This window comes from Pseudomonas gessardii (assembly GCF_001983165.1).
Taxonomy (GTDB): domain Bacteria; phylum Pseudomonadota; class Gammaproteobacteria; order Pseudomonadales; family Pseudomonadaceae; genus Aquipseudomonas; species Aquipseudomonas gessardii.
The window spans coordinates 1-23,139 of record NZ_MNPU01000070.1 but is presented as its reverse complement, the minus strand read 5'-3'; the positions used below and the strand labels follow the sequence as shown (position 1 = coordinate 23,139).

Below are 23,139 nucleotides of genomic sequence, written 5' to 3'. Positions count from 1 at the left end.
GGCGGTAGGGGCTTCAGACTAACAATGCAAACCTGCGTCGCTGCGCTCCGACTGCCTGTCCGGATGAGCGTGGAACGAGTGTCCGGATGTTGGTGGGCTGAGTGTCCGGATGGCGTGGAATCCGCAGCCAGAGTCACGGTTGCAACTTTGGATAAATCGTAAGCGATTTGTACAGCCGAGTTAGCAGCGCCAACTACGACGATGCGTTGCCCACTAAATGCTTCTGCATTCCGATAATGAGCACTGTGAAGCTGAGTGCCGCTGAAGTTCTTGAGCCCAGGGATATCGGGTACGTAGGGACGACTGAAGGCTCCTGAGGCCACGACCACCGCTCTCGCACAAAAGCTTTGTCCGTTCGCTGCAGTGATCCGAAATCCTTCGCCTTCCTGACCTACGTTCGCGACCCTAATCCCTTGAAGGATAGGTAACCGGAAGAAGTCGGCATAACCTTCCAGATAACGCACTACTTCATCCCGAGAAGGGTAGTGGCCTGCTGCTCCAGGAAATGGAAGCCCCGGAAGAGAGGAATATGCTGCTGGCGAGAACAATTCAAGGCTGTCGTAGTAATTACGCCAGTTCCCCCCAGGCTGCGATTGCTCATCAAAAATGCGGAAATTGAGGCCGTGCTGCTTCAGGTGCCAACCGGTAGCCAACCCTGCTTGGCCAGCACCAATGACAATAACATCCAACATCTGACTGTTTATGTTCATGTATGCGCACTCATGCACGTATTTATGCAAAAAAAGGCTCAGACCTTTTCGCCTGGACAGCACAGTGGAACGATGCTTTTGGTGTGGATGAGGATGGCCTCTAGACGCTTGATAATGGCTGGGCCGTCCACTTCATAGAACATCTGGCGCCCTATCTTAGTGGCTCTAACGATCCCCGCCTCTAGTAGCACCTGAAGGTGGCGAGACACAACCGAACGCTCTTGAGGTAAGTCAGCCGCAATTTCAGTGACATCAGCACGGCCTAGTAGCATTACGCGCTTCAGCACTGCGATTCGCGGTGGCTCACAGAGGGCTTTGAAGAATGCACCGTCCAGCGACTCTATGGCGGCCTCGATTGCCTGGGTTCGGTTCAGTAATAAGGTCATGTAGCGACTATATGTGCATGTACGCGCACATGTAAAGGATCGGTCGAAACTGGGCACTACCTCCCAGGCTATCGGATGGGCAGACTATCAGCCATTGTCGAATGGTAACGCCTTGCACATGTAGCAAGCCGCGCTAGGGCAAAGCCCCCTAAACTGCTCCGTCTGTGAGATCAGAGACGGCGCAGAGCCTCGCTGGTTCAGTGCGTAGCCCTGCCGTTCAAAAAAGCCTGATGCAGTTGTTGTCAGCAAGTGAAATCGAGCGATTCCCTGCCCGGCGGCTATCGCTTCAATGACTCGAAGCATTTCAGCTCCAACCCCTTTCGATCTGTATGCGGGCTCCACGACCAGAGAGCGCAGCAACCCGTTCGTACCATGCGTTTCGAATCCTCCCCATGCGACCGTCTCACTGTCCAGCGTGAACTCAAAAAAGGTTCGGCCAGGAAGATCAATATCGTCTGATGGAAGGTCAGCAGATTTCAGTGCATCGCGAAAGCGCTGCCATTGCCCACCGGCTATTTCCGTTGCCTGGATCATCATCTCCCACTCCATCCTTTCATCTCCTTTGTGCCGCTTTGCATGGACTGTTACGGCTCAAGCCGAAGCCGAAGCCATCATATTCGCTTTACCAAATATCTGCCAAAGCGTATATTCGATTTTCCATATGCATCGAGGCCAGTCATGACCCCTGCTATCAAAGTGCTTTTCGTGTGCGTTGCCAACTCAGCCCGCTCCCAGCTTGCAGAGGCTTTGCTGCGTCACACCGACCCGCGCTTCGAGGCCTTCAGCGGAGGATCCCAACCGTCTGAGGTTGATCCGCGCACGATTCAGGCGTTGGAGGCAGTTGGAGTCGATGCGACGGGCCTGCGAAGCAAGTCCATCAGCGAGTTTCAAGCTGATCGATTCGATTACGTAATCACTCTTTGCGATAAATCCGCCAGCGAGTGCCTACCAATGCCCAGTGCAGGTGAAGTCATTGCCTGGGACTTTCCTGACCCAGTAACGAACGATGATCCCGGTGCATTTCGCCACACGCTCCACGACATCCACGAGCGCATCAAGCTCTTCGTTTTGGTCAAGACCAAACACCTGGAGGATCTATGACAGAACCCATGAACCCCACCACGTTATTCAAGTGCTTGGCGGATGACACCCGAGCCAAAATTTCCCTGCTTGTCGTGAGCGAAGGCGAGCTGTGTGTCTGCGAGCTGACGGCGGCACTCGACCTGAACCAGCCGAAGATTTCTCGTCATTTGGCCCTGCTGCGTTCTGCTGGTTTGTTGATGGATCGCCGGCAAGGTCAGTGGGTGTACTACCGCCTGAACCCCGATTTGCCTGCGTGGGTAACTGCGGTTTTGAAAGAAGTCGTAGACGCCAATCAGCAATGGCTGGAAACCGAGACTAAACGCCTGTGCGGTATGAACGACCGTCCGATCAACCAGGCCGTGTGCAGCTGATTCACGCCCAACCGGATTAACGAAATGCTGATTGCCGTATTGATATTTATCGCCACCATCGTGCTCGTCATCTGGCAGCCCAAAGGGCTCGGAGTTGGTTGGAGTGCCACGTTGGGTGCCATCGTGGCGTTGCTGGCAGGCGTCGTTACTCTTGCAGACATACCCGAGGTCTGGCGCATCGTCTGGAATGCTACCGGAACTTTCATCGCGGTCATCATCATCAGTTTGCTGCTTGATGAGGCAGGCTTTTTTAAATGGGCTGCGCTGCATGTGGCCCGATGGGGAGGCGGAAGCACCCGCAAGCTGTTCGCATTTATCGTCCTGCTTGGCGCAGCGGTGTCGGCCCTGTTCGCCAATGACGGAGCAGCATTGATCCTCACACCCATTGTGATCGCGATGTTGCTGGCGTTGCGTTTTTCTCCTGCGGCTACTTTGGCATTCGTCATGGCAGCCGGTTTTATCGCCGACACGGCGAGCTTACCGCTGGTGGTTTCCAACCTGGTCAACATCGTTTCTGCCGACTACTTCGATATCGGCTTCAACGAATATGCTTCGATCATGGTGCCGGTAAACATCGTCAGCGTGGCAGCGACATTAGCCATGCTGCTGTGGTTTTTCCGCAAAGATTTACCAAAGACCTATGACCTCAACCAACTGAACAATCCGGACGAGGCAATCCACGACCGGGCCACGTTTGTAGCCGGCTGGTGGGTGCTGGCACTACTCCTGATCGGCTTCTTTGTCATTGAGCCATTGGGGGTGCCAATCAGCGCCATTGCAGCGGTCTGTGCGTTCATTCTCTATGTCATCGCGGCTCGTGGTCACGCCATCAACACAAGCAAGGTGCTCAAAGAGGCCCCATGGCAAGTGGTGATTTTTTCCTTGGGTATGTATCTGGTCGTCTATGGCTTGAAGAACGCGGGCCTGACCGACCACATCGCGCAGATCCTGAACGTGTTCGCCGGTTATGGCGTTTGGGGCGCGTCCCTGGGTACAGGGCTGCTAACAGCATTGCTGTCTTCGATCATGAATAACATGCCTACGGTTCTGGTTGGCGCCTTATCCATTCATGCCGCCGAAGTTGATGGCGTCGTACAGCAAGCGATGGTGTACGCCAACATCATTGGCTGCGATCTAGGCCCGAAGATCACTCCAATTGGCAGTCTGGCCACGCTGCTGTGGCTGCATGTGCTGGCCAAGAAGGACATCAAGATCAGCTGGGGTTACTACTTCAAGACTGGGATCGTGCTGACCCTGCCTATCCTCGTCGCCACCTTGTCTGCCCTGGCATTGCGCCTCAGTTTCTGAATCAAGGAATCTTCTGATGAAAGTCTTGTTCATGTGCACCCACAACAGCTGCCGCAGCATTCTGTCCGAGGCGCTGTTCAATCACCTGGCGCCTGAAGGCGTAGAAGCGGTCAGCTCGGGGAGCTTTCCCAGTGGCCGGGTGAATCAAAGGGCACTGCAGACACTGGAGGCGGCGGGTATCTCTACTGCGGGCTTAAGCAGCAAGGCTTCGGACGCTTTTGAAGGCTCGCCGCCAGACATCGTGATCACTGTCTGTGACCGGGCTGCAGGTGAGGCATGCCCAATCTTCTTCGGGCCAGCTTTGAAGGCGCATTGGGGGCTGGCCGACCCGTCTGAGGCTAGCGGGTCGGAAGCCGAGATCACCGCTGCGTTTGAAACCACACTCGCCAAAATTCACGAGCGCGTGAGCGCATTTCTTGCGCTGCCACTGAAGACCATCAGCACTGACCAGTTGAAAGCTGAACTGAACCGCATCGGTTCGCTTTAAAGATCAACCGAGGCGGCACCCAACCAGGCGCCGCCGTAGGAGTTTATATGCAAGAGACATTGCCGAACGTTCACGCCGACCTGATCGACATTCCTTCGTTGGAGCAACTGGCACCTCGTACGCCTTCGCTCCATAAGCCTCGAATTCTGCTTTTGTACGGATCGACGCGAGAGCGCTCTTTCAGCCGGCTGGTGACTCAGGAAGCAGCCCGCTTGTTGGAAGAGTTTGGCGCCGAAACCAAGATCTTTGACCCATCAGGTCTCCCGCTGCCGGATGACGCTCCCGATACACATCCCAAGGTCGCTGAGCTGCGCGAGCTGATGCAATGGTCTGAGGGGCAGGTGTGGTGCTCCCCTGAGCGTCACGGCTCCATGAGCGCAGTATTCAAAGCCCAAATTGACTGGGTACCGCTGGCGATGGGCGCTGTACGGCCTACGCAAGGCAAAACCCTTGCAGTGATGCAGGTCTGCGGCGGCTCGCAATCTTTCAACGTGGTCAATCAGCTGCGGGTACTGGGCCGATGGATGCGGATGTTCACCATCCCAAACCAATCTTCGGTGGCCAAGGCATTTACCGAGTTCGACGAGGCAGGTCGTATGAAGCCGTCCTCGTACTACGACCGACTCGTGGACGTGATGGAAGAGCTGATGAAGTTCACCCTGCTGTTGCGGGATCGCCAGGATTATTTGGTTGATCGGTACTCCGAGCGCAAAGAGTCCGCCGAAGAGCTTTCCAAACGCGTCAACCAGCGCTCCATCTAACGTCAGTGCGAGGAAACTGTATGAGCCAGATCACGATCTATCACAACCCGCAATGTGGCACCTCTCGCAACACCTTGGAGCTGATCCGCAACAGCGGAGAAGAGCCGACTGTTATCGAGTACCTACAGACCCCACCTGACCGCACCACGCTTGTCAGGTTGATCAAGGATATGGGTATTGAGGTGCGGGCCCTGCTTCGCATCAAAGGCACTCCTTACGAGGAGTTGGGACTGGTCGATACGTCACTTACTGATGATCAGCTCATCGATGCCATGATGGCTCACCCCATCCTGATCAATCGCCCCATCGTCGTGACGCCCTTGGGCACACGCTTGTGTCGTCCGTCAGAGGCAGTCCTCGACCTTCTGCCGCAAGAGCAGCGCGGCAGCTTCGTCAAAGAAGACGGACAAGTCGTCATTGATGAGAATGGCCGCAGGGTTTAAACCGATGTAAAGCAGATGGGCCTGGGGGGATGCTGGTGAATCAAAACTCGAAATTTGATGTAGTGGTCATTGGCGGTGGCCAATCCGCGCTCACCGTAGCCTATTTCTTGAGGCGTACAGGCCTTTCCTATGTATTACTCGACGCCGAGTCAGCACCGGGAGGGGCCTGGCGGCATGGGTGGGATTCTCTCCGACTATTCTCGCCGTCTGCTTGGAGCTCAATTGCCGGCTGGCCCATGCCAGCAGTATCCGAGGGGACTCCTGGGCGGGACGATGTTATTGACTATCTAACTCTGTACGAGCGTCGATATGACTTTCCCATCATCCGATCCACGCGGGTAAACCGTGTCGAGAAAATCGAAGACGGATTACGGGTTGTCTCCGAGGACAGAGCCTGGGAGGCCAAAGCGGTTATCAGTGCAACAGGCACCTGGAGCCGCCCATTTATCCCAAGCTATTCCGGACAGGAGTTGTTTTTAGGGCAGCAGCTTCATTCCGCTCATTACGTTGGGCCGGATGAGTTTGAGGGGAAAACTGTCCTTGTCGTCGGTGGTGGCAACTCGGGAGCCCAGATTTACGCCGAGGTTTCCAAAGTGGCTCAGGCAACCTGGGTAACTCAAGAAGTCCCAAAGTTTCTACCTGATGAGGTTGATGGGCGCGTCCTGTTCGAACGAGCTACAGCTCGATTGAAGGCGCAACAGGATGGTGTGGAGCCTGAGCAGCCCGCTGGAGGGTTGGGCGACATCGTAATGGTGTCATCGGTGAAAGACGCTCGTGAACGCGGTGTATTGAGAGCGGTACGGCCATTCACGCACTTCACTTCGACAGGCGTTGTGTGGTCATCAGGAGACGAAACAAAGGTGGACGTTGTCATCTGGTGCACGGGATTTTCTCCCGCGCTCGACCACCTGAGCAGCCTGGGCGTTGTAGGCCTGGACGGTAAAGTGGCTGTGGACGAAAATCGAAGTGTTGCGTCACCCAATTTGTGGCTGGTGGGTTACGGCGATTGGACGGGGCTCGCCTCTGCGACATTGATCGGAGTAACCCGCACCGCTCGGGATGTAGTCAACCAAGTCCAAAGCTATCTCACTAGCGAACCCTGATGTCTCGCGACGCAAATCGAGTGTGCCTACTGTGATGCGACTTCAAGCTCAGGAAAGAGAATAGGCTCCAGTGGAGGAGTTGCCGGACACAGCCCGAGTCGCCAGTAGCCGACGTCGTGCCATTTCCCAAGCTTGAAGCCTACCTCCGGATATGTGCCGATGTGGACGAACCCCAGCGACTCGTGCAGGCCCACACTGCCTTCGTTTGGCTGCGCAATTCCGGCGTACGCTGCGCGAAATCTCTGCTTATCAAGAATCGGAAGCAAGGTCTCATAGAGCTCACGGCCAACGCCCTGCCGGCGAGCTGATTCAGCGACATAAACCGTCACGTCAACAGCCCATCGGTAGGCCGGACGAGCCCTGTGTTGGCTTGCGTAGGCGTAGCCCTTGATCTCGCCATCCTCTTCAGCCACTAGGTAGGGATATGTCTGAAGTGTCGTCGCTATCCGCTGAGCAATTTCCTCAACGCTTGGCGGGGTCTCTTCGAATGAGATCGCTGTATTTAGAACAATGGGAGCATAAATGCGCTGGATGGCTTCTGCGTCGGTGATTACTGCCGTACGAATTTTCAAACCCTTTACAGCCATCGTGAATGATCTCTCGTTGAATAGCCGTCGTTCGGCACTCGGAATCTAACTACACTCGCCGCAGCGATGCATTTCTGACTGAAGCCGGTGACTGGTATGACTTAGAGGCAGAAACGACCGGCATGGCCAATGTACCTGTTGGGCGCGCTCGTAGGCGATCAAAATTCGCATTTGGTGAATCGAAACTCATAAATGTTAGCGTTTTCGCCTGCTTTAAAGCATTTTTTATAGGTTTTCGAGGATTTTTGAGTGAAAACTCAGATTGACAAATAGGCAATTTATTTACCGTTCGTCGGCAATGTCCATTTTATTTTCACCCCCCCCTCTTGAAAATTTTTAAGCGAGACGGAGTTCTTATATTTGAGAGCAAGATAAAAGCGGCAGTGGCCCAGGCACCGCTTTTCTCACAGGATTTCGCCGGCTTTTACATCTGATATTTACGGCTTCTAGATCACACGGTTTTGAGGACTGAAGGTGAATTTGAGGTTGGAATGGTGGGGCTGGGGGCGGAGGAGAAATCGCTTTACTTTGCAGCCGTAGGCTGCTGCTTACGCTTTGACGTCAAACCAATAGGGCTTTTTTGCTGGGATCAGTCCGTCTGAAATTCCACCCGTCTCGGACAACAGGCGTCTGCAAGCGTCCGTCACCGTCATATTTTTCTAGCGAAACGCATTTGCTGACCGTGTATGCACTTTGAAAATTCTGGCCTGTAAACCAAATTTTTACACTGTAAACTCCTGTGATTAACACGTTAAAAAATTGGTTTACAGGGTGCACCTGAATTCTGGCCGCGCTTGGGGTTATGTTGCCAATTTATGGATAATGCGAGCCCGACATCGGATCCTATGACCCCACTGTCTGATAGCCAGCTCTGGTCTCTTGCCTGCGAAGCCTATGGGGATGATCTCCCTGTAATCCTTCGATCGCTTTTAAGCGCCTACGAGCGTCGTCCTGGGCTGAATAATCCTCTCCGTGTCCACAGGTCGGTCATCGGGGTTGACGGCTTTACAGCGCTTCGAGAGGCCCTTGTTACACACCGCTCCAATAGTTTCCATCAGATCCAAGGTTGCTTGGAGATCCGCGAACCTCTGGCTTGGCATCTCGTACGCCATCTGCAGCAGAAGCTGATCGTCGATGGGCATGCCCCTGCTTCAATCCGCGACCAGCGTTTTGCGGCAGACCTGGGGCTTTGACGTTGTCCAGTTGAGAACCCTAGTCGTCCATTGGGTCGAGACGATCTTGTTCGTCATCAGTTGTGTCAGCTCTCTGCCTGATTTCGATCGCAGCTGTTCGGATATCCACTCGCCCGCTTCCCTGAAGTCTTGCATCACTTCTGCGAACTCCATGGGTGTCAGGGGCCCGGAGCTTTCTTGTCCTGCATGTTGCCTCCTATAAACTCAGCAGTGGCCCAGTTCGTCATCGGGTATTTGCGCACGACCACTCCTCCTCCAGTCGGACTCACCAATACCCGTGTTTCGATGCGCGGCTTCCCAATCGCCAAGATCTGAATTAGTGTAATAGTCATTACAAACTATATAGCTAACTCTACATGAATAATTGGCTAGCTCTGATTCTTGGCTTACCCACTGCCAATGCCACCGAACGCATGCGCGCCTGGCGTGCATTGAAAGCTTCTGGTGCTGCGGTTCTGCGCGATGGCGCGTATCTGCTGCCAGACACTGGCGTCTGCCGTGAAGCACTGACGTCTGTCGAGCGCGATATCCTCGCCATCAATGGCACGGCCTACGTTCTGCCGATCGTCGACCCTAGAGGTGAGCGCTTCGTCGAGTTGTTCGACCGTAGCGATGACTACGGTAGGCTTGGTGCGGAGATAGAAGAGTGCCGTGGACAGCTGAATTCTGAAAATGCCCTGGCGACGACCAAACAAATTCGTAAGCTGCGCAAAGCCCACGATCAACTGGTCAGCATCGATTACTTTCCAGGCAAGCCCAAGCAGCAAGTTGATTCGGCGTTGCAGGAGCTAGAGACGGCGGTCAGTAGAGCCCTGTCGCCGGATGAGCCACACAGCAGCAACCAACCAATAACGGCACTCAATCTCAGCGATTATCAGGGCCGTATCTGGGCGACCCGTAACCGTCCCTGGGTCGACCGGTTGGCATGTGCCTGGTTAATTCGGCGCTTCATTGATGCGCATGCTCAGATCCTCTGGCTAAACACGCCACAGGAGTGTCCGGTAGATGCGTTGGGTTTTGACTTCGATGACGCGACCTTCAGCCATGTCGGTAAACGCGTCACCTTCGAAACCCTTCAAGCCAGCTTTGAGCTTGAAGTGCCAGGCCTGAACCGCATCGCGGCTTTGGTGCACTATCTCGATGTCGGCGGTATTCAGCCGGTGGAGGCTGCCGGCATTGAGCGGGTGCTTGCGGGGCTGCGCGAAACCATTACCGATGATGATCATTTGTTGGCTGCTGCGAGCGCTATTTTCGACGGTCTGCTCGCTGGGTTTGTAAAAGAGGAACAACCCAATGAGTAAGGTATTGGCACCAATGGTTGAAGCAGAGCTGTCGAGGCCGGAAGCGATCAGCCTACGTGAAGCGTTCTGGTTCTGGTTGAAGCTCGGCTTTATCAGCTTCGGCGGGCCTGCGGGCCAGATCTCGATCATGCACCAGGAGTTGGTGGAGCGGCGACGCTGGATTTCAGAACGCAGATTTCTGCATGCCCTCAATTACTGCATGTTGTTGCCAGGGCCCGAGGCTCAGCAACTGGCGACTTACATTGGTTGGCTGATGCATCGAACTTGGGGCGGCGTGATCGCCGGTGCGCTGTTTGTGCTGCCCTCACTATTCATTCTGATCGCGCTGTCGTGGATGTACATCGCGTTCGGCGAAGTACCCGTGGTAGCCGGACTTTTCTATGGCATCAAGCCCGCCGTGACGGCCATCGTGGTGCAGGCTGCACATCGGATCGGCTCTCGGGCACTGAAGAATAATTGGCTGTGGGCGATAGCAGCGGCTTCATTTGCCGCGATCTTTGCATTCAATGTTCCGTTCCCTTTGATCGTCTTAGGGGCAGCATTGATTGGATATTTCGGCGGGCGATTGGCACCTGAGAAGTTCAGAGCCGGTGGCCATAGCGCCGCAAAAAAATCCTTCGGCCCGGCCTTAATCGATGACGACACGCCGTCCCCTGAACATGCTCGGTTCAGCTGGTTGAAATTGGCCTCACTCGCACTGATTGGTGCCGTGCTATGGGCTTTGCCGATGGGTGTTTTGACCGCGCTCTTTGGGTGGGAAGGAACCCTGACCCAGATGAGCTGGTTCTTTACCAAAGCTGCATTGCTGACCTTTGGCGGTGCTTATGCCGTACTGCCGTATGTCTATCAAGGCGCAGTCGGTCACTATGGCTGGTTAACCCCGACACAGATGATCGACGGCCTTGCGCTGGGGGAAACCACGCCTGGGCCGCTGATCATGGTGGTGGCTTTCGTCGGCTTCGTCGGGGCCTATGTCTCGCAAGTGTTCGGGGCTGATCAGCTGTTTCTGGCCGGAGCTGTCGCAGCTGCCCTGGTGACCTGGTTCACCTTTTTGCCCTCGTTCCTGTTCATCCTTGCGGGTGGCCCTCTGGTTGAGTCGACCCACAACGAACTCAAGTTCACTGCACCGCTTACCGCCATCACCGCCGCCGTAGTTGGGGTGATCCTCAATCTGGCGTGCTTCTTCGGGTATCACGTGCTTTGGCCGAAAGGCTTCAGCGGCAACCTCGACTGGCCCTCTGCAGTAATCGCCATCGCAGCGGCAATAGCATTGTTCCGCTTCAAGCGCGGCGTCATTCAGGTACTGATGGCCTGTGCGCTCGCTGGTCTGGCAGTACATCTGCTGCGCTAGCTATCACGAGCGGATTAAACAGCGTCCGTCAGACACCCAGGCCCCTTCAGATCTGAAGTGACCAGCTCACACCAATGCCCAGCCTGACGCTGGGCTTTTGCCATTTAATGGCAGTGGTAGTCGTTGGTTTTATGGTTGCGATGGCAACCTTTTGAATCAGTACCGCCGCTGTGCGCGAAGGCAGCAACGGACGTAATCGAAAGTAAAGCGGCGATCAAAATGGCGGACAGTTTCATCAGGGCTTGCTCCTTGCTCATATTTTATATCCGTGAGAGGTCTCACGCCCGGCAGCGTATGGCTAAGTGCCTTCACTGAGCAAGCTACTTCTCCGGGGACTCGATCAAAGGTCGAATGCTTATTTCTTGAGCTACTTCTGGCTCTGGTTTAGGATGAATTCATATCCCCCTAGGGGGGATACAAAATCATCTGAAAACGAGAACTCGTAGTTCTTCTATCTTCGGGAAATCTCAGTAACCAGATAGGCGCACGCGTTTCCTTTTGAGATTTCTCATGCTGAAAATCCTAGCCAACCGAACCTATCGCCATCTTTTCCTGGCTCAAGTGATTGCACTCGTAGGGACTGGCCTTGCCACCGTCGCGCTCGGTTTACTGGCGTTCGATCTAGCAGGCGCCCAAGCAGGTGCCGTTCTCGGCACGGCGTTGGCGATCAAAATGACGGCCTACATTGGCGTTGCGCCCATTGCAGCGGCTTTTGCAGAGCGCCTGCCTCGCCGAGCCATGCTGGTCTCTCTGGATCTGGTGCGGGCCGTGGTCGCGCTGGCTCTCCCGTTTGTGACCGAGGTTTGGCAAATCTACGTGCTGATTTTCGTCCTTCAGTCCGCATCGGCAGCGTTCACTCCAACGTTCCAAGCGACCATTCCAGACATCCTGCCGGATGAAGACGACTACACCCGTGCCTTGTCGCTATCGCGTCTGGCTTACGATCTCGAAAGTGTCGCGAGCCCGATGCTCGCTGCCGCGCTCCTGACGGTGATCAGCTTCCACAACCTTTTCGCCGGCACGGTCATCGGCTTCCTCGCTTCTGCCGCCCTAGTCGCCACGGTGTTGTTGCCAAAGGCGAAGCAAGTACCACGACGCAGCATCTATGAACGAACCACCCGTGGCATGCGCATATTCCTAGCGACGCCCCGCCTGCGAGGGCTGCTGGCTCTCAACCTGACGGTAGCGGCTGCCAGTGCAATGGTCATCGTCAACACCGTGGTTCTGGTTCAGTCGCGCTTCGCTCTGCCCCAAAGCTCAACGGCATTGGCGCTGGCTGCGTTTGGTGGTGGTTCCATGATCTCGGCCCTGGTCTTGCCTCGCCTGCTGAAAAACATCAAAGACCGAACGGCCATGTTGTTTGGCGGAGGAATACTGGTCGTAGGCTTGGCCGTCGGCATCAACCTGACCACCTACAACTTCCTGCTGCCGTTGTGGATGGTGCTCGGGGTGGGCTATTCGCTGGCCCAGACTCCGAGCGGTCGCCTGTTGCGTCGCTCGGCACATGCCGAAGATCGCCCGGCGTTGTTTGCCGCCCAATTTGCGCTGTCCCATGCTTGCTGGTTGATTACTTATCCAGTGGCGGGATGGCTGGGAGCCAACATCAGCCTCACTGCGTCGTTTGTTGGCCTCGCTGTGGTGGCAGGCAGTGCACTGCTGGTCAGCATCGTGATCTGGCGCCCAGCTCATGACCAGGAGTCGATCAGACACACCCATGAGAATCTGCCCGGCGATCACGCGCACATCGACGGCCAAGACGGTGTGGATCACGAACATCCATACGTGATCGATGATCAGCATCGCCGATGGCCCAACCGATGATCGTGAGTTCCTAGGACTTGCTAAAGCTGGTGACCGGTATTCAGACTAGCAACCGTAGCGCTTGCAAAGCTGCAAGGTGGCCCGGATAGAACCAATATCCCCATTGCCGCACCGGCCAGACCTTGAAGGTGAAGGTCTGACGCAGTAGCCAGAGTCCGATCAGCGGCGCCGCGAACGCGGTGCTCAAAGCCACCAATGAATAGACCTCCAAGTCCAGCGCCTTGGTTACGATGCTACTTCGCGTATTGCTCATCAAGCATAGAGCCGCAGGCAGCAGCCAAAGAACACCAGGGCCTTTGATTGCTATTAAGACAGCCGCTGGAACAAGCGCACCGTAGAAGCCGTACATCAGTGGGTCATCCAGCACGTAGGCAATCGCGGCGGCCAATAACGCCATAGCACTGCTCAACAGGGTGCGATGTTGCCATCCCCAGGCAATCACCAGTCCCAATGCCAGCGTCACCAACACGTTGAATGACCCCGAAGAACTGATGTAGCGATACGGCACTTCTGAAATGGCGGCGAACACCAGCATCAAGGCAAGGTATCGACCATTCGCCGCCGTCAACAACTCGCCCCGTTTGGAGCGCGCCACGTTGGCCGCAATGGCGACACAGAACAACGGAAAGGAAAGTCTCCCCGGAATGAACAGGTTGCTCAACTCCGGCCACACCAACCGCAAGTGATCGATAACCATGGTCAACATCGCTAGCCACTTGATCAGATCCAGGCTATTGCTTCGGCTCTTGAGTGGGGAAAGCGGGACAGTAGGCATCGTCATTCCCACCCCAGCGTGACGGCGGTCAGCACGAGATAACGCAGGCCCTTGGCCAGGGTGACAATCAGCAGGAAACTCCAGAGTGGCTCGCGCATGACTCCGGCGACGACTGTCAGCGGGTCGCCAATGATGGGCACCCAGCTCAACAACAGTGACCAGCGCCCGTAGCGCAGATAGGACTGCTGGGCCTTTTCTAACTTGCTCTCGCTCACGGGGAACCAGCGCTTGTGGCGGAATCGCTCAACGGAACGGCCCAGAAGCCAGTTCAGAGCGGAGCCAAGCACGTTGCCAACAGTGGCGACTGCCAATAGCGAAGAAACAACGTACCGGTCGGAGAGCAGCATCCCGACCAGCACGGCTTCAGACTGCATCGGCAATAACGTCGCGGCACCGAATGCCGCCACGAACAGACCAATGTAGCTCGTGAGTTCAAACACGAAAGACTTGCCTCAAGCGTTCAGGCCGATCCAGCCATGGAAGCCCACGTACAGACCAACACCAATGATCAGCACGCTGGACAGGTACGGAGCACGACGAGCCACGGTGCCCAGCCAAGGCCAACGGTTGGAGGCCTGCTTAGCACCAATTGCCGCAGCAGCACCGACAGTGACCAAGGTGAGAGCCAATCCTATGCTGAAACACAGGACAAGCATGCCTCCCAGCGCGACTTCTTTAACCTGAAGACATAGCAACAGAACGGTAATGGCTGCCGGACAAGGAATCAGACCCCCAGTCAGGCCGAACATAACGATCTGGCCCGTGGTGACCTCGCGATTGGTGAAGCGCTTGCGGATATCGTTGGCATGCGCACGTTCATGCGCATCCTGGTAGCCATCAATCGACAACTCTAAGCCTTCCAATTCGGAATGAGCATGCCCGTGATCGTGTTCCTGATAGTGGAGATCGTAATCATGGGAGTGACCTGCATGCCCAAGACTCAAGCGTGCACTGAACTCATGTGGTTCCGGAATATCGACCGTCGACTCCAGGAAGCCGTCGCGCTCAACGAAAGAGAACGATTGGGTGCTACCGTCGGTACGAGTAGTCATAAGGCGAACATCTGAGGCAGCCCAAGCGTGCCCGATCAGTGTCTTCAGGCGCCAGTGCGGTGGCATGCCTTCCTCGAAGATCGACAGCTCGATGCGGCCATGGCCGGTATCTATTCGATGGGTCTCATCATGATGACCATGATCGTGCTCGCCGTGGTGATGATCATCACCTTGCTCGAACTTGAACATCTGCGCGCCGCGCCAGGTACGCCAGAGCATCCATAGCGCAATCACGATAATCAGTGCAGAAGAGGCAAGCTGGAAGTACGGCTCAGTGGTTTGCGCATCCAGGCCTTTGCCCAGGTACATGCCGCCGATGGCGACCAACCACACCACTGCGGTATGCGACAACGTCGCGGCCAAACCTAACAAAACAGCCTGTTTGACCGAGCCACGGATGGCAACGATGAAGGCCGCCATCATGGTTTTGGAATGTCCCGGCTCCAGGCCATGCAAGGCGCCGAGCAGGATCGCGCTCGGGAAATACAGCCAGGCGTGAGCCCCGCCTTGTTGCAGCAGTTCAGCAAAATTGGGCATGACAGACCTAGAGGTACTTGGTGATTTGCTTGAAAGCTTCCAGTGGTGCGCGCTCGCCATTGCCTAGCGCCGAAACGGTGTCCTCCAGGCAGTGATCAATGTGATCCTGGATGAGCGTACGTTTGGCCTGGCACACTGCTTTTTCAACCGCATGCAGCTGCTGGGCGATGTCCACGCACTCACGACCCTCTTCGATCATGGTGATGATGCCGCGTAAATGCCCATCTGCCCGTTTGAGACGTTTGATGATTGCCTCATGACTTTGGTGGGTGTGGGGATGGCTGTGTTCGTGTTCGTGCTCACTCATGACTTGAGCCTCAGGCCTCAATGAATTACGCTGGCATCCTATCCCCCCTAGGGGGATGCGGTCAAACGCGTAAAAGCCCTATAAACCGAGTTGAAACCCTAACGCCATGTTCAGCAGAACACTGACAACTACGGTGGTAATCGCGCTTGCTCTCGCCATGTTGGTGGCTTGGGCCGGGCATACCTATTCGTTATCAGTGGCGTCGAAACAGCCAGCCTGGGAGATCGCGCAAGATGCCCATCACTCCCACGGCGAAGAGGCTTCATCCAGCTACTCGAGTCTTTCAGATCACTACCATTCGCCATTGACCCCTGATCACCAGCACGAAACACCGCAACTCACAGCGGCGTTGATGCTGGCGACATCCCCAATGCTATCCATCCGGGTCGATGCGATTCGACACTCTGTTCCCCTCCCGCCGATATTCTTGATCGAGCGTCCACCCCGTCCTTCGTTCGCATCTTGACCTTGGCCGCACTGCGGCCTTCGATCTCTGCAACGTAGGATTGATATATGCATTCGTACTCGATGAGCGGCATTGGCGCGTTTACTGCGCCTTTGCACCGCCCCGTATTGCTGTTGTTTTTACTTGTCGCTGCACTTTTCCTGGGAATGCCCGAGGCGATGGCTCACGCTGTCGCGGAAGGTGACAAGGGTTTCATCCAGGAAAGCTCCGGCGTCATGTTGCTGCCCTTCATCTACATGGGCGCCAAGCACATGATGACGGGCTACGACCACCTGCTGTTTTTGTTCGGGGTGATCTTTTTCCTCTACCGCCTGAAAGACGTGGGGCTCTACGTCACTCTGTTCGCTGTAGGCCACTCGGTCACGCTGCTGCTGGGCGTACTTACAGAGATCAGCATCAGTTCGTACATCATCGACGCCATCATCGGTTTTTCGGTGGTGTACAAGGCGCTCGATAACCTGGGCGCGTTCCAGCGCTGGTTCGGTTTCCAACCCAACACCAAAGTGGCCACGCTGATCTTCGGCTTGCTCCACGGTTTTGGTCTGGCGACGAAGATCCAGGAATACGAGATCTCGCCTGATGGCCTGATTCCGAACCTGATCGCCTTCAACGTTGGTGTTGAGATCGGCCAGTTGCTGGCCCTCAGCGCGATTCTCATTTTGATGGGGTATTGGCGGCGCACCGGCAGTTTCTGGCGCCACGCCTATACCGCCAACGTCGCCATGATGAGTGCCGGTTTCCTCTTGATGGGTTACCAGATCACCGGCCTGTTTGTCTCCGCGTAAGGAATTCTGACCATGTTCAATACTCCGCTACCAACTGTTAATGAATTGCCAAGCACTCGCAAACTGGTGCGCTCCACTGTTATTGCTCTGCTGACTGCGGTCGGCCTGCTGGTGACAGTGGTTATGCCTTCGGAATATGCCGTCGATCCAACGGGTGTGGGCCGAGCACTGGGACTGACCCAAATGGGCGAATTGAAGATCATCCTTGCTCAGGAAGCTTTGGCGGATGCCGCGCCACCGCAAGCTCCAGCTCCAGCTCCAGCTCCACAGGTTGCGCAAGTCCAGCCTATTGCGAAACCTGTTGCTCCGCCGGCGCCCACACCCACTTCAGCTTTGAAGACTAATCAAATGAGCGTCACGCTCAAGCCCGGTGAAGGGACGGAAATAAAGCTCGAAGTCTTGAAAGGCAAGTCTGTTAGCTACGAATGGACTGCGGTTGGTGGGCCTGTGAACTTCGATACCCATGGTGAACCGTACAACGGTGAGAAGGGTTACTTCCACAGCTACAGCAAGGGCAAACAGGTCAAAAGTGACAAGGGTGAATTTACCGCCATTTTTGACGGCACCCATGGTTGGTTTTGGCGTAATCGCAGCAACAGCGACGTGACCATCGCACTGAAAACAACCGGCGATTACTTGAGCGTCAAACAGTAATTCGAAACAGCGATGGCTGTCCTACTGCCGAAAATTCACCGTTCAGCCTGCCCCCAGACCATTTATCAACTTTTGAAGAGTCCTTCCATGAAAACCCCAACCACTCTGGTTCGTTCTATGCTCCTGATCTGCTTCTTCGGCCTGATGACGGCATGCGGTGGTGGTGAGAAAGTAGAAACCTCCGACAAAGCTGAGCACGGACATTCCCACGAATAACCCCATAAAAACAAGGCCGCAAATGCGGCCTTGTTTTTTCTGCGTGACGAAAAATTTTTGCCTGACATCCTGCAAAAAAATGACTGTTTTGGGTCGATTGCTGGTAGTCACGTATGGCAGCTAATGGCCGATCAGGGTCGGCCAGCGGGCTGGTCAAATCCGACGCAAGCGACTGGTCAAGTCGAATGCAAATGGGTGGTCAAGTCCATGCAATTACTCAGCGGCGACAGTTGGATGCCAATAGGGGATCTGTGAGGCCCCTGGCTTATCCAAGACAATCGCCACGCTTTGCTCGGCCCGTGTGACCGCCACATAGAAATCGGCTGCGGAGAGGGGCAGGAGATACTCCCCTTTGCTGATGAACTTGCCGATGGGGTCGGTCGGATATATCAGCACGCGGTTGAAGGTCTGTCCTTTGGACACCCCGAAGTTCATGTAGTCGAGATCGAACTCCTTGCCCGAGCGAATGCTGTTGCGCAGGCACTGGGGTTGGAATGTCTCAACGTACTGACGGACGTGAGTCTTTCTCACGAGGAAAACGCCGTCGTGGGGTGTGATCACGTGATTCTGCGAGGTTGTCTCCGGAAACTCCCAGCTCGCCTCGAAGATAGTGTCGGAAAAGGTAGCGATTGTCTGGCAGCACCTCCACGTGACAGAGCTGAAGTTGATTTCCAGCCGGCCAGATTTCTGCTGTTTTTTGAACCATTCAATGGATTTCGAGTAGGCAAAGGCCTTCTTCATTTGACCACGAGGATTGGTGGACAAGACTGCCTGCCGGACATCCCCGACGAGCCGTATCTCAATGCGTGTGCCGAACAGCGCCTCCAGGATGTCCCAGTCGTAACCTGAAAGATCCTGAACCTCGTCGATGAGTATTTCGTCGTAAAGGCATTCGAGGCGTTGAATCAAGGCCCCGCCGCTTTGGCCAATCAGTTGATGGGCCAAGCGTGCTAGTTCCTTCGCATACACACTGTCCGACGAATCGAAAAATCGATTCTCACCGTTGGCATATCGTCCTGGATCACCTTCGAAATTGAAGCCCCTGCAGCGCTTGCCGGGGAATGCGAATGGGACGAAGGGTTTGACGAAATGACGCAGCAAAAAGCTGAACCAGCCAGAGACTTCCAAGCCGGGTCGATCTCCGGCATACCGCCTTACGCGCTCGCGCAACTCGATCTGATTGGCCTGGGCGAAGGTGATGAGCAGAACTTTGCGATCGGCTGCTAATGCTTTGCAATGTTCCACCAGGCCTTGAGTCTTGCGAGCACCCGCAACTGCCAGGGTCAGGTAGTTTTTAGCCATGAATGAACGCCGCAGCCGCAGCCATATATGGTGGCGGTGTGACCGTCTCCTTGGATTTGGCGATGAGAAGTGCTGCTTCCGTTTTCTCTCTCGACATCCATTTCTCAAGCTTGGCCCTATCAGTGGCCCCAAGAATCTTGCGCAGAGACTCTTCGCTGTTGCACGCCCTCAATTGTGGTTCCAATGTCCTGCCCGCTTCCTTCGCACCAATAAAGAGTTCGCGCTTTCCTGTTTCGAGCAGTTCGCTGACAGTTTCCTTAAGGGTTTCTGGGTCTTCTCCGTCGTTGTCTCGAAGAACTGCAACTGGGCGATCGATGGCAGTACACAGTTCAAGGCAGCGCCTCAACGTCAGCCCGTGCATGCTCATCACATCAATCCCCAGCTCCATCGGGTGCTTACCGTAGAGGTCTTTGAAGAAGCGCTCAAACAAGATCTCGTCCGAAGGGCCTTCCACCAGGACGAGCTTGTGAGCCAGTACCATCCGCAACGTGTCGAAGCCTGGGAGCTTTTGGAAATAGCCGACCGTGTCCGGATCAAGCGTCTCGATGTGAGATGCCTTGCCGCGATGCAGGAGGAGCAAGGAACTCAGGCCGAGGCGATTCAGCACGTAGGCACTGTGGGTCGAGATGAACAACTGCCGCTCGCCAGCAGCCTCCTCGATGCGCGACAGCAGCGTGGTCAAGCTTGTATGTGACAGATGATTCTCTGGCTCTTCGATCATCACGATGCTGGTCTGCTCGGACAGGCGCTGCATGGCCAGCGAAATCTTGATCGAAGCTTGCTGCCCTTGGCCTGCCAGCGCGAAGGGCACATGATCCACATGTGGTGTAACCGACCCCTCCCAGGAGGATTGAGCGCTTTGATCCATGGCCAGGGCCATCACCTGGTTATCCAGTGGCGCTCGAATATCCTTGAGGCGATCATTCACGCCACCCAGGGAGTTAGAGGTCATGGACTCTTTGATCTCGCGGTAATGCTGGGAGATCTTGGCTTTCTCGCTCGGCTCCAAATGGTCACTGAGGATCTGGCGTAGGTGATAGTCGACGCCTGAGGTTGAGCGGACGGTACGGGAATCGATAGTCGCAACGGCGAGCTGCCGGGGGCGCCGAGTCAGTACCTCATCCCCAAAGGTACGCCATTCAATCTTGTAGTACTCAACGGGTATCAATGCGCTGGGGTTGATACGCCATTGGGTCAGCTCCTCGTCATACTCAGGGTTGGGGATGACCTTGAACGAGATACCAGGGCAGGCATTCGTCTTCCTATCGCTGTTGATCGCCCCGCAGAGAAACTGCAACTCTGGCCGATTTTCTAGAAATAGCTCAATCAGGATCTCTGGTAGCGCCGATTTTTCATCCCAGGCGCAGTCTTCTAGAAATTGATTAACCAGCTCTTTGTTGAACCAGTACGGGTTCAGCTCCTCCTGAGCGGAGCGACCACCGATACGCCCGTTGAGCGCGAGACCAATTGCCTCCATCAGGGTCGACTTCCCCGCGTCATTACCGCCCACAAGGATGTTGAGATCCCTATTGGGCAGCAGCGTGAAATCGCCGTAGATCCGATAGCCCTGGATTTTGATCTTCGTGATCATTTGCTTTCCTTAGGTGGAAGGTATGTCCGATGAGTCGGTGCATTACTTGGTGCATTACTCATAGTGGAGCTCACCGAACAACCCAATCATGAGGTCGCCGTCCAGAATCTCAAAAGGTAGGGTGACGTACTGGTCAGGATGCCGAGGCAGCGCCTTTCCGTCATGTGGTGCATTTTTCGTATGCCCTTGAACCTTTTCCCCGTTCTCCTTGATGTAGGGAAGCACGACGATCCGGCCATGGTTCCTGGATAGGATCGTGCCCTCGTGCCACAAGGTGTTTCCTTCATCGCTACTGGACTCGCCACCCGTGTTTTTCACCACCCACCGTGGTACCCCATCGTCCTCATACCAGAACACGAAGCCACCGCAGACCAGCACCCTCTGGCCGCGCATCCTTGCCTCGGCGAGCATTTGCTTGACGCTCGCTAACTGCAGCAACTGATTGGCTCGGGGCAGTAAGAGTGCGCGTATCTGCGCTTTCGTTCTCCCCCAGTGATCTGCTCCCGAAAGACCGAATCCTTTGGCTGTCACTTCGCGCAGACAGATCTGCGAGCGTTTGGGAGACAGGGCTCCGATCTGCTCCCATGTCTGATCATCGACACGGCGAAGGCACGTGTTGAATCTCGGCAAGGCGACTATTTCTAGGTAAGGCGCACGCTCAAGCTCCTCGTGGAGCGGTTGCCGCAAGCTCTCCATCGTATTGTGCAGTTTCAGCTCTTGCACCGAGAGCCGGGGCAGATGGGCGTTCCGCTTGATCGCCTCACGCTCCATGAGCTCTTCTTCTCCCTGGATACGGCGCGCCGCTGTCAGTGCTTTCTCGACCTTCAGGGTGGTTGAGCTCTGAAGCACAGGATCTGGTACCGCCTGAGCCACCAGTTCATTGGTGCGGCTGTTGAACTCGTCTGCCGCTTCCATGGCCTCCTCGTAGGAGGCGAAAACAGCCGCCCTCGCATGGCCACTGCCGTTATCGTAGAAGTAACGCTTCCAGGACAATTGGGAGTCGGGGAAGAGCTTTAGTGCTCGCAGCTGCCACGTCCATCCGATACTGAATTGCCGGAACGGAAGGACGGCCAGGGTGGGCATTGAGTGGTATGGCATCTGGTCTAGGCGCATCGATTCTCCCTGCTTTTTGCGTTCTAACGCCCGTGGAGCGCTGGAGCTAATCCTAGGGGAGATAGATTCCCCCGATCTCATGGATAGCATATTGCCAGGATGAATCAATACTAGACCGCTGGTGAGGCGTTATGAGGTTGTGAGAGCCGCCTCCTGGTGTTTGTAGTGGTCTAATGAAACCGGACACTCATTTAGGCGAGAATGCTCGCCATATCGAGGTGTCAGATGACCAAGCAACGTCGTGTCTTTTCCGCTGAATTCAAACGCGAGGCTGCTGACCTCGTACTCAAACAAAATTACAGCTGCATCGAAGCCAGTCGTTCACTCGGCATTGGCGAGTCGGCCCTGCGCCGTTGGGTCAGTCAGCTTCTGCAGGAACGCACAGGCGTCACCCCGCAGAGCAAGGCGCTCACCCCAGAGCAGCAAAAGATCCAGGAACTGGAAGCCCGAATCGCCCGTCTTGAACGAGAGAAATCGATATTAAAAAAGGCTACCGCGCTCTTGATGTCGGAAGATCTCGAGCGTTCGCACTGATCCATCAGCTAAGCGCCCATGAACCTGTTGACTGCTTGTGCGAGGTGTTCGAAATCACCCGTTCGACTTACTACGCCCATCACCTCAGGCGGCGTTCTCCGGGCGTTGAGAGAATTCGATTACGCAGTCGAGTCAACGAACTGTTCACCCAGAGCCGAAACGCTGCTGGCAGCCGAAGTATCGTGTCGATGATGCAGGATGATGGCGAGCAGATCGGGCGTTTCAAGGTGCGAGGCTTGATGCGGGAACTGGGGTTGATCAGCAAGCAGCCTGGCTCGCATGCCTACAAAAAAGCAACGGTCGAGCGGCCTGACATTCCAAATACACTGAATCGTAAATTCGATGTTCCCGAGCCAAACAAGGTTTGGTGCGGTGACATCACCTACATCTGGGCGCAAGGGAAATGGCACTACCTGGCCGTGGTTATGGATCTCTATGCTCGCCGGATAGTGGGCTGGGCGTTATCAGGAAACCCGGATGCTGACTTGGTCACCAAAGCACTGGATATGGCCTATGAGCAACGCGGGAAGCCTCAAGGGCTGCTGTTTCATTCGGATCAGGGATCGCAATATGGAAGTCGCCACTTCCGTCAGCGTCTGTGGCGGTACCGCATCAGCCAGAGCATGAGTCGCCGGGGCAATTGCTACGACAACTCGCCGATGGAGCGAGTATTTCGCAGCTTGAAAACCGAGTGGATACCTTCAGTGGGTTATATGTCGGTTCAGCAGGCACAACGAGACATCAGTCATTATTTGATGCATCGCTACAACTGGATTGCGGATTCCACGCCATCCGGACACTCAGCCCACCAACATCCGGACACTCGTTCCACGCTCATCCGGACAGGCAGTCGGAGCGCAGCGACGCAGGTTTGCATTGTTAGTCTGAAGCCCCTACCGCCG

At 55.4% G+C, this 23,139-nt stretch carries 25 protein-coding genes and 1 pseudogene; 14 read left to right on the top strand and 12 right to left on the bottom strand.

Going from position 1 to position 23,139, the window contains the following annotated elements:
- The 3 genes from BLL38_RS28010 to arsN2 form a co-directional block, all read right to left on the bottom strand.
- On the bottom strand, positions 1-710 hold a 710-nt coding region (locus tag BLL38_RS28010; RefSeq protein WP_130898278.1), incomplete at its 3' end, for a flavin-containing monooxygenase.
- A gap of 38 nt (positions 711-748) precedes the next feature.
- Positions 749-1,096 carry an ArsR/SmtB family transcription factor gene (locus tag BLL38_RS28005; protein ID WP_069552307.1) on the bottom strand — a complete coding sequence of 116 codons (348 nt, stop codon included), beginning with the start codon at positions 1,094-1,096 and terminating at the stop codon, positions 749-751.
- Between the two features lie 87 nt (positions 1,097-1,183).
- Positions 1,184-1,645: an arsenic resistance N-acetyltransferase ArsN2 gene (gene arsN2, locus BLL38_RS28000; protein WP_076965154.1), complete on the bottom strand. Its 462-nt coding sequence runs from the start codon at positions 1,643-1,645 to the stop codon at positions 1,184-1,186.
- Between the two features lie 129 nt (positions 1,646-1,774).
- Here arsN2 and BLL38_RS27995 point away from each other — a divergent pair, with 129 nt between their 5' ends.
- From BLL38_RS27995 to BLL38_RS27965, 7 genes are read left to right on the top strand one after another with little or no spacing between them, the layout of a single operon-like run.
- Positions 1,775-2,197 (top strand): arsenate reductase ArsC, encoded by a 423-nt coding sequence (locus BLL38_RS27995; RefSeq protein ID WP_033902852.1) that lies wholly within the window; start codon positions 1,775-1,777, stop codon positions 2,195-2,197.
- A complete protein-coding gene (locus tag BLL38_RS27990; protein WP_032856860.1) occupies positions 2,194-2,550 on the top strand; it encodes a metalloregulator ArsR/SmtB family transcription factor in 357 nt (118 codons plus the stop codon). Before BLL38_RS27995 ends, BLL38_RS27990 begins: the two co-directional genes overlap by 4 nt.
- 24 nt (positions 2,551-2,574) lie before the next feature.
- Positions 2,575-3,858 carry an arsenic transporter gene (locus BLL38_RS27985; RefSeq protein ID WP_032856859.1) on the top strand — a complete coding sequence of 428 codons (1,284 nt, stop codon included), beginning with the start codon at positions 2,575-2,577 and terminating at the stop codon, positions 3,856-3,858.
- A 16-nt stretch (positions 3,859-3,874) separates the two neighbouring features.
- Positions 3,875-4,345 carry an arsenate reductase ArsC gene (locus BLL38_RS27980; protein ID WP_033902850.1) on the top strand — a complete coding sequence of 157 codons (471 nt, stop codon included), beginning with the start codon at positions 3,875-3,877 and terminating at the stop codon, positions 4,343-4,345.
- Between the two features lie 47 nt (positions 4,346-4,392).
- Positions 4,393-5,106: an arsenical resistance protein ArsH gene (gene arsH, locus BLL38_RS27975; protein WP_033902849.1), complete on the top strand. Its 714-nt coding sequence runs from the start codon at positions 4,393-4,395 to the stop codon at positions 5,104-5,106.
- Between the two features lie 20 nt (positions 5,107-5,126).
- Positions 5,127-5,549, top strand: a complete 423-nt coding sequence (arsC, locus tag BLL38_RS27970; protein ID WP_032856855.1) for an arsenate reductase (glutaredoxin) — start codon at positions 5,127-5,129, stop codon at positions 5,547-5,549.
- 29 nt (positions 5,550-5,578) lie between these two features.
- Positions 5,579-6,652: an ArsO family NAD(P)H-dependent flavin-containing monooxygenase gene (locus BLL38_RS27965; protein ID WP_032856853.1), complete on the top strand. Its 1,074-nt coding sequence runs from the start codon at positions 5,579-5,581 to the stop codon at positions 6,650-6,652.
- A 26-nt stretch (positions 6,653-6,678) separates the two neighbouring features.
- On the opposite strand, the gene BLL38_RS27960 is transcribed toward BLL38_RS27965, so the two are convergent.
- Positions 6,679-7,239, bottom strand: a complete 561-nt coding sequence (locus tag BLL38_RS27960) for an arsinothricin resistance N-acetyltransferase ArsN1 family B (protein WP_032856852.1) — start codon at positions 7,237-7,239, stop codon at positions 6,679-6,681.
- A gap of 1,549 nt (positions 7,240-8,788) precedes the next feature.
- On the opposite strand from BLL38_RS27960, the gene BLL38_RS27945 reads away from it, so the two are divergent.
- Positions 8,789-9,733 (top strand): chromate resistance protein ChrB domain-containing protein, encoded by a 945-nt coding sequence (locus BLL38_RS27945; protein ID WP_076965151.1) that lies wholly within the window; start codon positions 8,789-8,791, stop codon positions 9,731-9,733.
- Complete coding sequence (chrA, locus tag BLL38_RS27940) at positions 9,726-11,084, top strand: chromate efflux transporter (RefSeq protein WP_076965150.1); 1,359 nt, start codon at positions 9,726-9,728, stop codon at positions 11,082-11,084. Before BLL38_RS27945 ends, chrA begins: the two co-directional genes overlap by 8 nt.
- A gap of 104 nt (positions 11,085-11,188) precedes the next feature.
- On the opposite strand, the gene BLL38_RS30890 is transcribed toward chrA, so the two are convergent.
- Positions 11,189-11,341, bottom strand: a complete 153-nt coding sequence (locus BLL38_RS30890; protein WP_223656464.1) for a YHYH domain-containing protein — start codon at positions 11,339-11,341, stop codon at positions 11,189-11,191.
- Positions 11,342-11,594: 253 nt separating this feature from the next.
- Here BLL38_RS30890 and BLL38_RS27935 point away from each other — a divergent pair, with 253 nt between their 5' ends.
- Positions 11,595-12,905 carry an MFS transporter gene (locus tag BLL38_RS27935; RefSeq protein WP_076965149.1) on the top strand — a complete coding sequence of 437 codons (1,311 nt, stop codon included), beginning with the start codon at positions 11,595-11,597 and terminating at the stop codon, positions 12,903-12,905.
- A gap of 40 nt (positions 12,906-12,945) precedes the next feature.
- Here the strand turns inward: BLL38_RS27935 and BLL38_RS27930 are convergent, their stop codons facing one another.
- The 4 genes from BLL38_RS27930 to BLL38_RS27915 are packed head-to-tail and all read right to left on the bottom strand — an operon-like array spanning position 12,946 to position 15,576.
- A complete protein-coding gene (locus BLL38_RS27930) occupies positions 12,946-13,686 on the bottom strand; it encodes a TraX family protein (RefSeq protein WP_083743131.1) in 741 nt (246 codons plus the stop codon).
- Complete coding sequence (locus BLL38_RS27925) at positions 13,683-14,120, bottom strand: YqaA family protein (RefSeq protein ID WP_076965148.1); 438 nt, start codon at positions 14,118-14,120, stop codon at positions 13,683-13,685. The genes BLL38_RS27930 and BLL38_RS27925 overlap by 4 nt, the downstream gene beginning before the upstream one ends.
- 12 nt (positions 14,121-14,132) lie before the next feature.
- Positions 14,133-15,269 carry a nickel/cobalt efflux protein RcnA gene (locus BLL38_RS27920; protein WP_076965147.1) on the bottom strand — a complete coding sequence of 379 codons (1,137 nt, stop codon included), beginning with the start codon at positions 15,267-15,269 and terminating at the stop codon, positions 14,133-14,135.
- A gap of 7 nt (positions 15,270-15,276) precedes the next feature.
- On the bottom strand, positions 15,277-15,576 hold the full coding sequence (locus tag BLL38_RS27915; RefSeq protein WP_032894820.1) for a metal-sensing transcriptional repressor: 300 nt from the start codon (positions 15,574-15,576) through the stop codon (positions 15,277-15,279).
- Positions 15,577-16,089: 513 nt separating this feature from the next.
- Here BLL38_RS27915 and BLL38_RS27905 point away from each other — a divergent pair.
- The 3 genes from BLL38_RS27905 to BLL38_RS31705 all read left to right on the top strand — a co-directional run bounded on the left by BLL38_RS27905 (position 16,090) and on the right by BLL38_RS31705 (position 17,697).
- Positions 16,090-16,827, top strand: a complete 738-nt coding sequence (locus BLL38_RS27905; protein ID WP_076965145.1) for a HupE/UreJ family protein — start codon at positions 16,090-16,092, stop codon at positions 16,825-16,827.
- Between the two features lie 12 nt (positions 16,828-16,839).
- A complete protein-coding gene (locus BLL38_RS27900; protein ID WP_076965144.1) occupies positions 16,840-17,481 on the top strand; it encodes a transmembrane anchor protein in 642 nt (213 codons plus the stop codon).
- Positions 17,482-17,568: 87 nt separating this feature from the next.
- Complete coding sequence (locus BLL38_RS31705; protein WP_256244056.1) at positions 17,569-17,697, top strand: hypothetical protein; 129 nt, start codon at positions 17,569-17,571, stop codon at positions 17,695-17,697.
- Positions 17,698-17,910: 213 nt separating this feature from the next.
- Here the strand turns inward: BLL38_RS31705 and BLL38_RS27895 are convergent, their stop codons facing one another.
- Genes BLL38_RS27895 through BLL38_RS27885 form a run of 3 tightly spaced genes read right to left on the bottom strand, consistent with a single transcriptional unit; the run spans position 17,911 to position 21,703 of the window.
- Entirely contained in the window at positions 17,911-18,999 is a 1,089-nt protein-coding gene (locus BLL38_RS27895) for a UvrD-helicase domain-containing protein (protein ID WP_076965143.1), read from the bottom strand.
- Positions 18,992-20,590: an ATP-dependent nuclease gene (locus BLL38_RS27890; RefSeq protein ID WP_076965142.1), complete on the bottom strand. Its 1,599-nt coding sequence runs from the start codon at positions 20,588-20,590 to the stop codon at positions 18,992-18,994. Before BLL38_RS27890 ends, BLL38_RS27895 begins: the two co-directional genes overlap by 8 nt.
- Positions 20,591-20,644: 54 nt before the next feature.
- Positions 20,645-21,703 (bottom strand): hypothetical protein, encoded by a 1,059-nt coding sequence (locus BLL38_RS27885; RefSeq protein ID WP_076965141.1) that lies wholly within the window; start codon positions 21,701-21,703, stop codon positions 20,645-20,647.
- Between the two features lie 225 nt (positions 21,704-21,928).
- On the opposite strand from BLL38_RS27885, the pseudogene BLL38_RS27875 reads away from it, so the two are divergent.
- Positions 21,929-23,058 (top strand): annotated as a pseudogene (locus tag BLL38_RS27875) (IS3 family transposase); the annotation flags it as partial.
- Between the last annotated feature and the right edge of the window lie 81 nt (positions 23,059-23,139).

What these genes read in the sequence shown, in the direction of transcription:
- BLL38_RS27905 (WP_076965145.1), top strand. Translation starts at nt 16,090, where the DNA reads ATGCATTCGTACTCGATGAGCGGCATTGGCGCGTTTACTGCGCCTTTG.
- BLL38_RS30890 (WP_223656464.1), bottom strand. Translation starts at nt 11,341, where the DNA reads ATGAGCAAGGAGCAAGCCCTGATGAAACTGTCCGCCATTTTGATCGCC.
- BLL38_RS31705 (WP_256244056.1), top strand. Translation starts at nt 17,569, where the DNA reads ATGAAAACCCCAACCACTCTGGTTCGTTCTATGCTCCTGATCTGCTTC.
- BLL38_RS28005 (WP_069552307.1), bottom strand. Translation starts at nt 1,096, where the DNA reads ATGACCTTATTACTGAACCGAACCCAGGCAATCGAGGCCGCCATAGAG.
- BLL38_RS27920 (WP_076965147.1), bottom strand. Translation starts at nt 15,269, where the DNA reads ATGCCCAATTTTGCTGAACTGCTGCAACAAGGCGGGGCTCACGCCTGG.
- BLL38_RS27885 (WP_076965141.1), bottom strand. Translation starts at nt 21,703, where the DNA reads ATGCGCCTAGACCAGATGCCATACCACTCAATGCCCACCCTGGCCGTC.
- BLL38_RS27980 (WP_033902850.1), top strand. Translation starts at nt 3,875, where the DNA reads ATGAAAGTCTTGTTCATGTGCACCCACAACAGCTGCCGCAGCATTCTG.
- BLL38_RS27890 (WP_076965142.1), bottom strand. Translation starts at nt 20,590, where the DNA reads ATGATCACGAAGATCAAAATCCAGGGCTATCGGATCTACGGCGATTTC.
- BLL38_RS27960 (WP_032856852.1), bottom strand. Translation starts at nt 7,239, where the DNA reads ATGGCTGTAAAGGGTTTGAAAATTCGTACGGCAGTAATCACCGACGCA.
- BLL38_RS27945 (WP_076965151.1), top strand. Translation starts at nt 8,789, where the DNA reads ATGAATAATTGGCTAGCTCTGATTCTTGGCTTACCCACTGCCAATGCC.
- arsH (WP_033902849.1), top strand. Translation starts at nt 4,393, where the DNA reads ATGCAAGAGACATTGCCGAACGTTCACGCCGACCTGATCGACATTCCT.
- BLL38_RS27985 (WP_032856859.1), top strand. Translation starts at nt 2,575, where the DNA reads ATGCTGATTGCCGTATTGATATTTATCGCCACCATCGTGCTCGTCATC.
- arsC (WP_032856855.1), top strand. Translation starts at nt 5,127, where the DNA reads ATGAGCCAGATCACGATCTATCACAACCCGCAATGTGGCACCTCTCGC.
- BLL38_RS27965 (WP_032856853.1), top strand. Translation starts at nt 5,579, where the DNA reads ATGCTGGTGAATCAAAACTCGAAATTTGATGTAGTGGTCATTGGCGGT.
- BLL38_RS27995 (WP_033902852.1), top strand. Translation starts at nt 1,775, where the DNA reads ATGACCCCTGCTATCAAAGTGCTTTTCGTGTGCGTTGCCAACTCAGCC.
- BLL38_RS27930 (WP_083743131.1), bottom strand. Translation starts at nt 13,686, where the DNA reads ATGACGATGCCTACTGTCCCGCTTTCCCCACTCAAGAGCCGAAGCAAT.
- BLL38_RS27990 (WP_032856860.1), top strand. Translation starts at nt 2,194, where the DNA reads ATGACAGAACCCATGAACCCCACCACGTTATTCAAGTGCTTGGCGGAT.
- BLL38_RS27915 (WP_032894820.1), bottom strand. Translation starts at nt 15,576, where the DNA reads ATGAGTGAGCACGAACACGAACACAGCCATCCCCACACCCACCAAAGT.
- BLL38_RS27935 (WP_076965149.1), top strand. Translation starts at nt 11,595, where the DNA reads ATGCTGAAAATCCTAGCCAACCGAACCTATCGCCATCTTTTCCTGGCT.
- arsN2 (WP_076965154.1), bottom strand. Translation starts at nt 1,645, where the DNA reads ATGGAGTGGGAGATGATGATCCAGGCAACGGAAATAGCCGGTGGGCAA.
- BLL38_RS27900 (WP_076965144.1), top strand. Translation starts at nt 16,840, where the DNA reads ATGTTCAATACTCCGCTACCAACTGTTAATGAATTGCCAAGCACTCGC.
- BLL38_RS27895 (WP_076965143.1), bottom strand. Translation starts at nt 18,999, where the DNA reads ATGGCTAAAAACTACCTGACCCTGGCAGTTGCGGGTGCTCGCAAGACT.
- chrA (WP_076965150.1), top strand. Translation starts at nt 9,726, where the DNA reads ATGAGTAAGGTATTGGCACCAATGGTTGAAGCAGAGCTGTCGAGGCCG.